This is a genomic window from Saccharothrix sp. NBAS 001, from assembly GCF_056640475.1.
Map to the genome: position 1 here is coordinate 852587 of NZ_CM153251.1, position 13094 is coordinate 865680.

Consider the following 13094-nt stretch of genomic DNA (forward strand, 5'->3'; position numbering starts at 1 on the left):
CTGGTGGTACCTCGGCGAGGGGTGGCGCGGTGACCTGTCTTTTCGCGATCTTGGGACAAACCCGCATACGAATAGACCGGCGGCTGCGCCGGGACTGGGCCGCGCCCAAAACACGGGCGATGCTCGGCGCGCTGCTCACCAGACCGGGCGACTGGTTCACCACGACCAACCTGGTGGACTGGATGTGGACCGCCGACGACAAGCTGCCCAAGAACCTCGCGCAGACCTTCTACAACTACGCCAAGAGGATCCGGGACGGACTCAAGGCGATGCGGGTGGAGGCGACCCTCGAACAGCGCCGGGGCGCCTACCGGATCGTCGCGGACCGCGCCGTGATCGACTACTTCGCGGCCACCGACCTGCTCGACCGCGCCCGGCTCGCCCGCGACCCCGAGCAGGCGGTCGCGCTCCTGCGCGAGGCCGTCGAGCACTGGTCGGACCTGCCGCTCGCGGACCTGCCCGGCGAGCCCGCCGAGGCGTGGCGGCGCAACGCCCACGAGAACCTGTGGATCCCGTTGCAGAACGCGCTGTGCGAGAGCCTGCTGGCGGTGCGGGACTTCCGCGCCGTGCTGGCCCTGGTGGACGGCCTGCCGCCGGAGGACGCCGCCCACCTGCCGCTGGTGCTGCGCCGGCTGGAAGCCATGCACGGCCTGCACCTGCGCACCGAGATGACCGCCTACTACTTCGCGATGCGCCGTCGGCTCCAGGACGAGTTCGAGGACGCGGCGGCGGCCACGCTCAAGGAGTTCTTCGACGGCCTCGCGCGGCCGGCGACCCCGGAGACCCGCCGGTGGGCCGGCGGCGGGACGCCCCCCAGGCAGTTGCCGCACGACGTGGAGGACTTCATCGGGCGCGAGGCGCTGCTGACCAAGATCGACGTCGTGACCGGCTGCGCGAAGCGCGACCCGAGGCCCGGCACGGTGCTGCTCGACGGCGCGGCCGGGGTCGGCAAGACCGCGCTGGCCGTGCACTGGGCGCACCGCGTCGCCGAGCAGTTCCCGGACGGCGTGCTCTACTGCGACCTCAAGGGCTTCTCGGCCGGCGCGGCCCTGGACCCCGGCACCGCCGTGGACAACTTCCTGGAGGCGCTGGGCGTCGACGTGGACCACCTGACCACGGTCGAGCGGCGGGCCCGGCGGCTGCTGTCCAGCCTCGCCGACCGGCGGGTGCTCGTGCTGCTGGACAACGTTCGCGGACTGTCCCAAGTGGAGCCGCTGCTCCCGTTGCTCAGGTCCTGCACCGTGGTGCTCACCAGCCGCCACCGCCTGCCCGGCCTGGGGCACCGGGCCTTCCCGGTGTCCTCGATGGACGCCGCGGACGCGGCCCGCATGCTGCACGCGCGGATCGGCGACCGGGGCACCGCCCAGGCGCCGGCCGTGCGGGACCTGGTGGCGCTGTGCCACGGCCTGCCGCTCGCGATCGACATCGTGGCCCACCGGATCGCGGCCAGCCCCGGCGCGCCGCTCGCGGAGTTCACCGAGCAGTTGCGCGAGGAAGGGCGGCTGCTCGACCTCGGCAACCACGGCGACAGCGGCGACAGCAGCCTCAAGACGGTCTTCTCCTGGTCCTACCGCGCCCTGCGGCACGACGACCGCCGCACGTTCCGGCTGCTCGGCCTGCACCCCGGACCCGACATCAGCATCGACGCGGCCACCGCGATCCTGCACGTGTCCCGGTCCGAGGCGCTGGACTGCCTGGAGCTGCTGGTCGCCGCGCACCTGCTGGAACAGCCGGGGTCGCTGCGCCGCTACCGGTTCCACGACCTGCTGCGCAACTACGCCGAGGAGTGCGCCGCCGCCGACGAGCCCGCGGCGCAGCGCCACGCCGCGGAACTGCGCCTGGTCGACTTCTTCCTGCACACCGCGAAGGAGGCGGACTCGGTCGCCTTCCCGTTCCGGCCGGGCGTCCCGGTGCCGACGCCGGTCGACGGCGTGACCCCGCTCCAGTTCGACCACGACCGCGAGGCGCGGGAGTGGATCTCCGCCGAGCGCGCGAACCTCGGCGCGGTCGTGGACCTCGCCGCCCGGCGCGGCCTGCACGGCCACGTGAGCAGGCTGGCGCACGTCGTCGGCGACCTGTTCCGGCTGTGCGGCGCGTACGACGAGGCGCGGTCGGCGCTGGCGCTGGCGATCGGGTCGGCCCAGGTCGAGGGCGACCTCGACAGCGAGGGCGCGGCCTACAACGACCTCGGCCTGATGTTCCTCAAGCAGTCGGAGTTCTTCGAGGCGCGCAAGTACTTCCACCTGGCGCACGCCATCGCCCAGCAGCTCGACAGCAGGCAGGGGCTGGCGGCGTCGCTGCACAACCTGGCCCAGGTCGAGGTCGCGGAGGGCCGGGTCGACCGGGGCGTGCAGCTCTACCGGCAGGTCCTGCGGATCGCGGGCGCGCCCGGCTTGGCCGAGCTGGAGGCGGCCACCTGGCACCGCCTCGGCGTGGTGGCGATGGCGCAGCGCAACCGGGTCGACTCGGCGAAGTACTTCGAGCGGGCGTTGGCGTTGCGGGTGCGGCTGAACAACGTCCCGGGCCAGGCCGACACCCTGGGGGAGCTGGGCGAGCTGTACCGCGACCAGGGTGAGCTGCGCACCGCCGAGCGGTACGTGCGGCAGGCGGTCGAGCTGCACCGGCGCAGCGGTGACCAGGCCGTGCGGGCGCGGGCGTGCGTCGTGCTGGCGCTGATCAAGCGGGACCGGGGGGACGTGGAGGTCGCGACGCACAGCGCGCGGCAGGCCGTCCGGCTCTACGACCGGGTCGGCGACTCGTTGGGCAAGGCGGAGGCGCTGGCGCTGCTGGGCGACCTGCGGTGGCGGGCGAAGGCGCACGCGGCGGCCCAGGAGGGCTGGGAGCAGGCGTGGAAGATCTTCGCCGACGCCGGCGACCCCCGGGCTGCGAACCTGGCCGCCCGCCTGGACCCGTTCGACACCGACCGCACCGTGCCGACCGCGCGCTCGGCGGCGTGGCAGGCGGGGCACCGGAGGCGGACGTCCACCGCCAGGGGCGCGGACCAGGCCGACTTCGACCAACGTCGAATTCCTCCCGGTGCGGACTTCGAGTGACGAACGCGTAGGCAATTCGTATTTCGCGGCACCGTTTCCGCCGAATTGCGGACGGACGGTGGGTGGGTCGCGATTCGGAGATTCACTCAGACGTGTGACAGGGTCGTTGGCGTGCATGCCACCCGCTGTATCACTTCGGCCACTCGGGTGAACGCTCCGGCATTCGGAGGTCGTACCCGAGTGCGGTCCGCTGGGGACGGAGTTGTCCAGGTGACGGGTGGCACGCTGTCGAGCCGCCAAAAGTGTGTATTCCTCGACTTGGTCGCACGTGGCCCGACTACCTGGGGTATTCCGCCCCGCGTGTAATCGCGGTGGCAACCGTGCAATGATCGGCTCCGGTGTCACCCCGATCGGGTGGCCGGACAGCAGGTTCATCACGAGAGAAGGATTTTCAACAGTGCTCGCACGAACCCTTGGGGCTCTCGTCCTGGCGGCCGCCGCGGCTGCCGCCGTCGTGGTCGCGACTCCGGGTCTGGGGACGGATTACTGGAGCGTCAACCGGGTCGATTCCACGGTGACGCGAGACGCCTGACCGCGATCCGACGGGACCGGCCCACCCCGGACGTCCGGGGTGGGCCGGTCCCGTCGGGGACGTGATTGTTCGCGTGGAGGACTCGGACTTCTCGGGCGGGCTCCCGCGATGGTTGTGCGGAAAAACGCGCCGCCTGCCTGAGCGCCGGTGACCCGGGCCGGAAGCGGTTCGCCGGGCCCTCCGCAACTCGCGTGGAACTCGCTCCGACCGAGGTCTGCGCCGTTCCGTACCAGCAGGTCCACCTTGCTCCGAGTGAGGCGGGGAACCTGAAGTTGATCGTGGTGGTGCGACCTGCTTTGTCGGACATCGGGGCGCTCGTCGGCGGATTCTCCGCTATCGGGGCACCCGACTTGAGAAACGCCGCCATCTGCCCGCACTTGTCGTCGTGGACGTGTCATCGGGTTTCATGGGGCAGAGTTTGGCGGTCGTATCAGACCGTGACCGATCCGCGATTGGCCGGAAACCGGGCCACAACGCTTATTCGGTCAGTGGGGGACTGCCGTCTGCACGCCGCCCCGAAACCGCCGCACCGGAAAAACGGTCCCGAACAGAACGCAGCACCGCTGCGTGAGGACTTTCCGACCACCCGGAGACGCGCCAATCCTGGCCATCGGGTCCGGCGGAGGCATCCCACCACTGACACGCCTGCCCCACAGTCACATCGCCGAACTCCAAGCCCGAAAGCCGGCCGACCACCTGTGTTGCGACGATCCCTCGAATCCGTCGGCCGAGACGACCGGTCTCGTTCCGGCGCACCAAATGCGACGCGGAACTGTCGGTTGACTGTGGACGCTTCACGGCAGGGGCCGGACGCGGAAGACTCGCGAAACGGACAACCGTAAGGAGTTGGTCATGGCTCGCATGTCCGGTGCGCTGGTCGCCGCGGTGGTCGGGCTCTCGCTCGTCACCGCCGTGCCCGCCACGGCGGAGAGCGCACACCCGTTCCCCACCGAGTTCCGCCTGCCCGACGGCTTCCGGCCGGAGGGCATCGCCATCGGCGACGCGCCCACCGCCTACCTCGGCTCCCTGGCGGACGGCGACCTGTTCCGGGTCGACCTCAGGACCGGCAAGGGGGAGGTGTTCAGCCAAGGACCCGGCACGCCTTCGGTCGGGTTGAAGATCGACGATCACGACCGGCTGTTCGTGGCCGGTGGGGCGGGCGGGGACGCCCGGGTCGTCGACGCGCGAAATGGAGCGATCCTCAAGTCCTACAAATTCGCCGAGACCGGTGCCTTCGTCAACGACGTGGTGGTCACCGACGACGCCGCGTACTTCACCGACTCGAACAAGGCGCTGCTCTACAAGATCGCCTTCGGTCGGCACGGGAAGCTGCCCGAGACGTTCACCCCGGTGCCGCTGACCGGCGATTTCGTGCTCGCCCCCGGTTTCAACGCCAACGGCATCGCCCAGACGCCGGACCGGAAAGCCCTGCTCGTCGTGCAGAGCAACACCGGTCGACTGCACCGCGTGGTCGACGGCGTCACCAAGATCGTCGACCTCGGCGGCGAAGTGCTCACCGCCGGTGACGGGTTGCTGGTTCGCGGACGGACCCTCTACGTCGTGCGCAATCAGCTCAACACGGTCTCGGTATTCACCCTCGACAAGGCCGGTACCAGCGGAAAGCTCGTGACGAAGATCACCGATCCGCGATTCGACGTGCCGACCACGGTGGCCGCGTTCGGCAATCGGCTGTACCTGCCCAACGCCCGGTTCACCACACCGCCGACCCCGACGACTACTTATAACGTCATCGGCACGCCCAACAGGTGAAACGCAGGGGGCCGATGGGCGCAAAGTTCACATCAGCCCCCTGTTCGGGGCATCACTCGACTGGGTAGCCTCAGCGTTGCGTGGCGCAAGTGATCGCTGTCTCTTCGTAATGATGATCTTCTAGTGTTACCGTTCCGTGGCCGATCGGGTGAAGAGGAGGCAGCGCTCCTAGTGCTGCGCCGACCAGGCGACTAGTTCACGAGGCTGCGGAGCACTGTGAAGCAGAAGAACAAGGCGGAGACCAACCAGAAGACGATCCGCTCCCGGCTCACCGGCGTGGTGGTGGTGCCGAGCGTGGTTCTGCTGGTGATGTGGTTGGCGTTCTCGTCTTACACCGTGTTCGACGGCTTCTACACCCGCGCCGTCGCGGTCAGCGTCAAGAGCGCCTCCATCCCCGCGGTCAACGCGTTCGTCGCCATCCAGCGGGAACGCCAGCTCGCGATGACGGCGCTGAGCCAGAAGAACCCGGACCTGGGCTCCCTGCACGAGCAGCAGCGCGTGGTGGACGAGACGACCGGCACCATGAAGGCCGCGTTCGACGAGGTCTCCGGCAACGCCCCGGACGAGGTCAACGTCAAGATCTCCGAGCTGAACACGCTGCTCGGCGAGCTGCCGCAGCGCCGCGCCGGCATCGAGTCCGGCAAGACCGACAAGAACGCCGTCTACCGGTACTACAACAGCGTGGTCGACGCGGGCACCGCGCTGTTCGGCACGCAGGCCCGGGTCGTCCCGGACGCGGTCGCCTCCCAGGGCGGGCTCAACGCGACCGAGCTGTTCCGGGCCGCCGACTGGATGTCGCGGGCCTCGTCCATCGCCTCCGGCGCGCTCACCTCGGGCCGGCCCAGCCCCGAGGACCTGCTGGAGTTCGTCAACCTGGTCGGCTCCTACCGGTCGCAGCTGGCCACCACGACGCCGTTCGCCGCCGAGCAGGTCCGCCGCGACTACCGGTCGCTGACCGAGTCCGACAACTGGCGCAGGCTCTCCGGCCTGGAGAACGAGCTGATCGCCACGCCCAACGCGTCCGTCGCGCTGGAGGAGTGGCAGTCCGCCGCCGGGCCGGTCTCCGAGCGCCTGGTGGACCTCGCGACCAAGCAGGCCTCCAGCGCCGCCGACGTCGGCCTGGAACGCGGCAACAACCGGTTCGTCACGGTCCTGATCGGCGCGCTCATCGCGCTGGTCGTGGTGCTCGGCGGCATCGTGTTCGCGGTCCGCATCTCCAACCGCCTGGTCAACCGCGCGCTGATCACCCGCCTGGCGGCGCTGAAGAAGGACTCGCTGAACCTGGCGCACGAGCGGCTGCCCGACATCGTGGACCGGCTGCGCGAGGGCAAGCACGTCGACGTCGAGGTCGAGGTGCCGCCGCTGGACTACGGCAGCGACGAGATCGGCCAGGTGGCCGACGCGTTCAACGCCGCCCAGTACACCGCCGTCGCCGCCGCGGTGAAGGAGAGCCAGGCCCGCGAGGGCGTGAACCGGGTCTTCCTCGACATCGCGCACCGCAACCAGGGACTGGTGCACCGGCAGCTCAAGATCCTGGACAAGCTGGAGCGCGAGGAGGAGAACCCGGAGCAGCTCGACGCGCTGTTCCAGCTCGACCACCTGGCGACCCGGGCCCGCCGCAACGCGGAGAACCTGATCATCCTCGCGGGCGAGCAGCCGGGGCGGCAGTGGCGCAAGCCGGTGCGGCTGCTGGACGTGCTGCGCGCCGCCGTGGCCGAGACCGAGCAGTACGTCCGGGTGAAGGTGAACCCGGTGCCGGAGACCGCGCTGGTGGGCGCGGCGGTCGCGGACACCATCCACCTGGTGGCCGAGCTGGTGGACAACGCGACCGCGTTCTCCTCGCCCCGCTCGCAGGTCCAGGTGCACGCCAGCGAGGTGCCGCAGGGCATCGTGGTGGAGATCGAGGACCACGGGCTGGGCATCAACCCCGAGGACCGCGAGCAGCACAACGCGATGCTCGCCGACCCGCCCGAGTTCGACGCCATGCGGCTGCGCGGCGAGTCCCGGCTGGGCCTGTTCGTGGTCGCCCGGCTGGCCGTCCGCCGGGGCATCCACGTCGAGCTGCGGGACTCGCCCTACGGCGGCACGCTCGCCCTGGTGCTCATCCCGTCGGCGATCGTGGCGGGGCCCAACTCCGCCGTCGAGCCGGCCGAGACCCGCGAGCTGCCGCGCCGCACCTTCCCAGACGACCACGTGATCCCGGAGCAGGGCGACGACTCAGTGCGAGACGCCAGGTTTCCCGACACTTCCCGAGAGCTGGAAGGCTTCTGGGCACAGGCCGAGGCCGCGGCCAACCAGCATCCCCTTCCAGCGGACGACCGACTGAACGACCGGCCGGCCGACCGGCTGGAAGTCCGGCCCGCCGACCGGCCGTCGATCCGCCCGGCGACCAGACCGGACGACGAGGCGGACCTCCCGCAGCACAGCGGCGACCTGCAACTGCCGCAGCGCAAGCGGACCACGGACTGGCCGGCGGACGAACCGGGGGCCGGTGCCGCCGACCGGCCGGAGCTGCCCCGCCGCCGCAGGCAGCAGAACCTCGCGCCGCAGTTGGTGCGCAACGATTTCCACCCCACGCCCGAACCGCTCGCCGAGGTCGACGTCGAGCAGTCCGCCGAACGGGTCAGAGAGGGCCTGTCGGCGTTCCAGCGGGGCACGAAGGACGCCCGCCGCTCCGATGACGCGCTTGAACCCTGACCAGAGCAGCAGTGCCGGACGACTGGAAACCGGAAAGGCAACGGCGATGAACGACATGACCAGCCAGCACAACGAACTCAACTGGTTGTTGGAGGACCTGGTCGGCCGTGTGGTGGGTGCTCGGCACGCGGTGGTGCTGTCCGCGGACGGTCTGCTGCTGGGCCGCTCACCCGGACTGTCCAAGGACGACTCCGACCACCTGTCGGCCATGGCGTCGGCGTTCCAGAGCCTGGCCCGGGGCACCGGGCGGCACTTCGGCGGCGGCGCGGTGCGCCAGACCATCGTCGAGATGGAGCACGCCTACCTCTTCGTCACCGCGGCGGGACACGGCGCGTGCCTGGCCGTCCTGGGCGAAGAGGACTCCGACATGGGGATGATCGCCTACGAGATGAACATGCTCGTGAAGCGGGTCGGCACCTACCTGTCCTCGGCGCCGCGCGGGACGTCGTCCGCCTTGCCCACGGCGCGCAGGTCGTCGTGATGGCCGGCCGCGAGGACTGGTGGTACGACGAGGCGGCGGGCCCCCTGGTCCGCCCGTACGCGATGGTGCGCGGCCGGACCCGTCCGCTGCGGCCGGAGCTGCACCTGGTGACCCAGGTGCGCGCGATGCCGTCGCCGGCCGACCCGGACGCGCTGTCGGTGGAGCACCTTGAGATCATGGAGCTGTGCCGGCGGCCGCTGTCGGTGGCGGAGGTCGCGGCGTACCTGGACGTGCCACTCGTGGTCGTCAAGGTGTTGCTGAGCGACCTCATCCAGCGCGGTGACGTCGTCATCCGAGACCCTTCCCGTGTCCCGCAAGTGCCGGACCGGAACCTGTTGCAGGCAGTGCTGGATGGTGTCCGTGGAATCTGAGCGACCGGGTGGGGAACTGCTGGTCCCCACCCCAGTCAAGATCGTCATCGCCGGCGGCTTCGGCACCGGCAAGACGACGATGGTCAACTCGGTCAGCGAGATCCCGCCGCTGCACACCGAGGAGTTGCTGACCGAGGCGGGCGTCGGCGTGGACGACGTGCTGGGCCTGGAGCAGAAGGAGACCACCACGGTCGCCCTCGACTTCGGGCGCATCACGATCAACCCCGAGGTGGTGCTGTACCTGTTCGGCACGCCCGGCCAGAACCGCTTCTGGTTCATGTGGGACGAACTGGCCTACGGCGCGATCGGCGCGGTGATCCTGGTGGACACCCGCCGGTTGGACTCCAGCTTCCCGTCCATCGACTTCTTCGAGCGGCGGGGCATCCCGTTCGTGATCGCGGTCAACTGCTTCGAGGGCGCGCACGCCTACGAGGCCGCCGAGGTGCGCCGCGCGCTGGACGTGGACGAAGCGATCCCGCTGGTGCTGTGCGACGCGCGGGACCGCGAGTCGTCCAAGGCGGTCCTGGTGAGCCTGATCCAGCACACCATGGACCGCCTGGACGCGATGGCCTGACCACGTGCCGAGGTGTGATCGCCTACGTGATCACCCCCGGCGCGTGGTGAGCACCGACGTGCGGCGCTGTTTGCGCAGCGCCGCCAGGTACGCGCCGAAGTCCACCTGGATGGAATCCGCCGTCGACGTGCCGTAGCGCGCTTCGGCGGCCCTGAGGTGCGCGCCGACCTCCCGGCGCATGGCGGCCGGCGACGGCAGTTCCGCGACGCCCTCGACCAGGTCGGCGATCCACTCCGCCTGCTCCTGCACCAGCCGGGTGATCGCGCCGAACGGCCGGATCAGCCCGGCGAAGTAGAGGTCGGGCCGGGCCAGCGACACCACCCGCTGGAAGAGTGCCGTCCGCCCGGCCGGTTCGAACACCCATTCGAATGGCAGGAACGGGAATTCGATCCGATACCCGGTGCCGTACACCAGGACGTCCGCCTCGGTCGCCGTGCCGTCCACGAAATGTACCGCAGAGTTCACGATGCGGCTCACCGCAGGCTTGACAACGAGGCTGCCGTGGTTTATCCGGCTGAGCAGTTCGTCGGATATGGTGAGCGCCCCGCCGAACACCCGGTGGTCCGGCTCGGCCAGCCCGTAGTCGGTCAGCCGGCCGCGCATGAGGCGCAGCAGGGTTTCGATGAGCCGACGTTGTTCGGGAAAGGCCAGGCGCGCCCACCAGGGTGCCGAAGCGATTTCGTCGATGGGTATCCCGAGCATTGTCTTGGGTACCACGTGAACGCCCCGGCGTTGCACCACGGTGGTTTTCGCGGCAACTCGCGACAATTCCACCGCGATATCCGCGGCGGAGTTCCCGAAGCCGATCACGACCACCCGTCTGCCCGCGTGCTCGGCCGGTCCGGAGTAGTCGAACGAATGCAGCCGGCGACCGGGGAACGTCTCATCCCCCGGGATGGCGGGCAGCCGCGGGGACCAGTGGTGGCCGGTCGCGACGACTACGTGCCCGAACCTGCGGCGGCGGTGCACCCCGTTGCGGTCACGGGTCGTCACGAGCCAGGTGTGGTCACCCTCACGGACCAGCGACTCGACCTCCACGCCGAGCTGCACGTGCTCCGTCACGCCCTTGTGATCTGCGTAACGTTGCAGGTAGGAGGCTACTTGATCATGCCGCGGGTAGCGCGGGTAGTGATCGGGCATGGGGAAGTCGGAGTAGCCGGTGATCTTGGCCGAGGTGTTGAGGTGCAGCGACGGGTAGGCCGGGCCGGGCTCAGCGGGATCCGGGTAGCGCCACAGTCCGCCGATGCCGTTGGAACGTTCCAGCACGGTCACCGGCAAGTCCCGGGCGCGGAGCGTTCCGGCGACCGCGAGTCCCGACACGCCGGCGCCGATCACGCACGTGTGATCATGAATAGGACGTTCGGCGTATTGACTAGCCGGAAATTCAGCCACAAGTGCCGCCACCCTTTCGGCGCAATTCCGTCACGCAGCGTGCCCGGCCGTCCGGGGGTGTGATCTCGGCCAACCGCCCGATCCTCCATTGCGTGCGTCCTGTTCACCGGGTAAGCCTTGCGCCCGGAGGTGCCTAGTGTCCAGTTCCACCGCTGTGGCTCGGGCCTCACGTCGTGAGGGCCTGTTCGACGCAACGCTTTCGACCTACCGGGATTTCGCATTTGCCAAATGGCTCGCCATCGGCACCGCACTGGGATTCTCCGACCGCCACCGGAACGCCTCCGGGGCCGCTCTCGGCGCATTGCTCGGGGATTGGGCCGACCAACCCGTCGGCGTCGTCTGCGAATATCCGTCGTTCGTTTCCCGGGACGGTTTCCCGCTGGAGTTCTCGGTGAGCTGGCGGGCCGGCGTGCCGGAAATCCGGGTGCTGTTCGAATCACTCGGTCCGGTGCCCTCGGCGCGTGCCGCGCAGGACGCCGGGCGGGCGCTGACCCGGTCGCTCGCGGACCGGCCGGGCGTGTCGCTGGCCCGCTACCTCGCGGTCGAGGAGCTGTTCGTGACCGACGACCCGCGACCGTTCCGGCCGACCGTGTGGCACTCGCTGGCCTACCGCCCCGGCGGGCCGCCGCGCTACAAGGTCTACCTCAACCCCCAGGCGCACGGCCGGGGCGCGGTGCCGGAGGTGATGGCGGCGGCGATGTGCCGGCTCGGCCTCGGTCCGGCGTGGACCGGGGTCGCCGCGCGGTACGCCGAACTCGCCGCCGAGGGGCACGAGCTGGAGTTCGTGGCGCTGGACCTGGCCGACGCCCCGGACGCGCGGGTCAAGGTCTACTTCCGGCACACCGGGCGGGTCGACCTGGACCGGGTGGCCTCGCTGGCCCGCACCCACGACCCGGTGCTCGCCGGACCGGCCTACCGGGACGTCTACGGCTCGCCCGCGTTGCCGGACAACGAGCCCATGACGTGCCTGGCGTTCCGCGCCGGCGCGCCCGGCCCGGAGGAGGCCAACGTCTACCTGCGACTGCCCAGCGAGGTCGAGTCCGAAGCGGACGCCACCGAACGGGTCGCGTCCGTGCTGCGCCGCTTCGGCGCGGACCACCGCCAGTACCGGGCCGTGGTGGCGGCGCTCGCCCCACGCCCGCTGGAGTCCATGGTCGGGATGCAGGAGCTGCTCAGCTTCCGCACCGCCACCGGCCGTCCGGACCTGGGGGTGTACTTCCGGTTCGCGGTCTACGACACCCCGGTCGACGGCGTGCACGCCTGAGGGGTCACGGGTCTCCGCGGTCGCGGAGACCCGTCACACCGGTCAGGCCGCGTAGTTGTGGAACCCGCGACCGCTCTTCTTGCCCAGCAGACCCGCGTCGACCATGCGCAGCAGCAGCGGCGGCGGCGAGTACAGCGGCTCCTTGAACTCCTCGTACATCGACTCGGCGATCGCCTTGGTGGTGTCCAGGCCGATCAGGTCGGCCAGGCGCAGCGGCCCCATCGGGTGCGCGCAGCCCAGCACCATGCCGTTGTCGATGTCCTCGGCGCTGGCGAAACCCGACTCCAGCATCCGGATCGAGGACAGCAGGTAGGGGATGAGCAGGGCGTTCACCACGAACCCGGCCCGGTCCTGGGACCGGATGACCTGCTTGCCCAGCACCTCGGTGACGAACCCCTCGGCCCGGACCTGGGTCTGCTCGCCGGTCAGCAGCGAGGGCACCAGCTCGACCAGCTTGAGCACCGGCACGGGGTTGAAGAAGTGCACCCCGATCACCTGCTCCGGCCGGCCGGTCGCCATGCCCAGCTTCATGATCGGGATGGAGGACGTGTTCGAGGCGAAGATCGCCTTCGGGTCCTCCACGACCTTGTCCAGGGTGGTGAAGACGTCCGTCTTGACCTGCTCGTTCTCCGCGACCGCCTCGACGACCAGGTTCCGGTCGGCGAAGTCGGCGAGGTCGGTGGTGAACCGGACCCGCTCCAGCGCGGCGTCGCGGTCCTCGGCGGTCAGCTTGCCGCTGCGCACACCCTTGCCCAACGAAGAGGCGATCCGCCCCCGCGCGGCCTCGGCGGCGTCCAGGTTCACCTCGGACACCAGCACGTCCAGGCCCGCCCGTGCGCAGACCTCGGCGATGCCGGAGCCCATCAGCCCGGACCCCACCACTCCAACACGTTGAATGTCACTCACGCCCCGATCCTGCCAGGGCGGCCACCCGCCGGCACAACCTCGACCAGTGGATTC

Annotated in this window: 9 protein-coding genes; 7 read left to right on the forward strand and 2 right to left on the reverse strand. The window is 70.2% G+C overall.

Annotated elements, in window-relative coordinates:
• Nucleotides 1–29: 29 nt before the first annotated feature.
• From AC0HI0_RS03795 to AC0HI0_RS03820, 6 genes are all read left to right on the forward strand, one after another.
• Nucleotides 30–3053 (forward strand): ATP-binding protein, encoded by a 3024-nt coding sequence (locus AC0HI0_RS03795; RefSeq protein WP_480930837.1) that lies wholly within the window; start codon nt 30–32, stop codon nt 3051–3053.
• 1384 nt (nt 3054–4437) lie between these two features.
• Nucleotides 4438–5355: an SMP-30/gluconolactonase/LRE family protein gene (locus AC0HI0_RS03800; RefSeq protein WP_480930838.1), complete on the forward strand. Its 918-nt coding sequence runs from the start codon at nt 4438–4440 to the stop codon at nt 5353–5355.
• A 216-nt stretch (nt 5356–5571) separates the two neighbouring features.
• On the forward strand, nt 5572–8052 hold the full coding sequence (locus AC0HI0_RS03805) for a sensor histidine kinase (protein ID WP_480930839.1): 2481 nt from the start codon (nt 5572–5574) through the stop codon (nt 8050–8052).
• A 46-nt stretch (nt 8053–8098) separates the two neighbouring features.
• Nucleotides 8099–8533 carry a roadblock/LC7 domain-containing protein gene (locus AC0HI0_RS03810; RefSeq protein WP_360729428.1) on the forward strand — a complete coding sequence of 145 codons (435 nt, stop codon included), beginning with the start codon at nt 8099–8101 and terminating at the stop codon, nt 8531–8533.
• Entirely contained in the window at nt 8533–8904 is a 372-nt protein-coding gene (locus AC0HI0_RS03815; protein WP_121007672.1) for a DUF742 domain-containing protein, read from the forward strand. Before AC0HI0_RS03810 ends, AC0HI0_RS03815 begins: the two co-directional genes overlap by 1 nt.
• The gene (locus AC0HI0_RS03820) at nt 8885–9478 is read left to right on the forward strand and encodes a GTP-binding protein (protein ID WP_480930840.1); all 594 of its coding nucleotides are present in this window, start codon (nt 8885–8887) and stop codon (nt 9476–9478) included. The genes AC0HI0_RS03815 and AC0HI0_RS03820 overlap by 20 nt, the downstream gene beginning before the upstream one ends.
• A gap of 30 nt (nt 9479–9508) precedes the next feature.
• On the opposite strand, the gene AC0HI0_RS03825 is transcribed toward AC0HI0_RS03820, so the two are convergent.
• The gene (locus AC0HI0_RS03825) at nt 9509–10813 is read right to left on the reverse strand and encodes a flavin-containing monooxygenase (RefSeq protein ID WP_480930841.1); all 1305 of its coding nucleotides are present in this window, start codon (nt 10811–10813) and stop codon (nt 9509–9511) included.
• A 211-nt stretch (nt 10814–11024) separates the two neighbouring features.
• Here AC0HI0_RS03825 and AC0HI0_RS03830 point away from each other — a divergent pair, with 211 nt between their 5' ends.
• Nucleotides 11025–12134 (forward strand): tryptophan dimethylallyltransferase family protein, encoded by a 1110-nt coding sequence (locus AC0HI0_RS03830; protein ID WP_480934246.1) that lies wholly within the window; start codon nt 11025–11027, stop codon nt 12132–12134.
• A 42-nt stretch (nt 12135–12176) separates the two neighbouring features.
• On the opposite strand, the gene AC0HI0_RS03835 is transcribed toward AC0HI0_RS03830, so the two are convergent.
• A complete protein-coding gene (locus AC0HI0_RS03835) occupies nt 12177–13040 on the reverse strand; it encodes a 3-hydroxybutyryl-CoA dehydrogenase (RefSeq protein WP_480930842.1) in 864 nt (287 codons plus the stop codon).
• Nucleotides 13041–13094 lie beyond the last annotated feature (54 nt).

Bases quoted from the DNA above. Each gene is read 5' to 3' on its own strand.
- AC0HI0_RS03800 (WP_480930838.1), top strand. From the start codon at position 4,438: ATGGCTCGCATGTCCGGTGCGCTGGTCGCCGCGGTGGTCGGGCTCTCG.
- AC0HI0_RS03810 (WP_360729428.1), top strand. From the start codon at position 8,099: ATGAACGACATGACCAGCCAGCACAACGAACTCAACTGGTTGTTGGAG.
- AC0HI0_RS03815 (WP_121007672.1), top strand. From the start codon at position 8,533: ATGGCCGGCCGCGAGGACTGGTGGTACGACGAGGCGGCGGGCCCCCTG.
- AC0HI0_RS03820 (WP_480930840.1), top strand. From the start codon at position 8,885: ATGGTGTCCGTGGAATCTGAGCGACCGGGTGGGGAACTGCTGGTCCCC.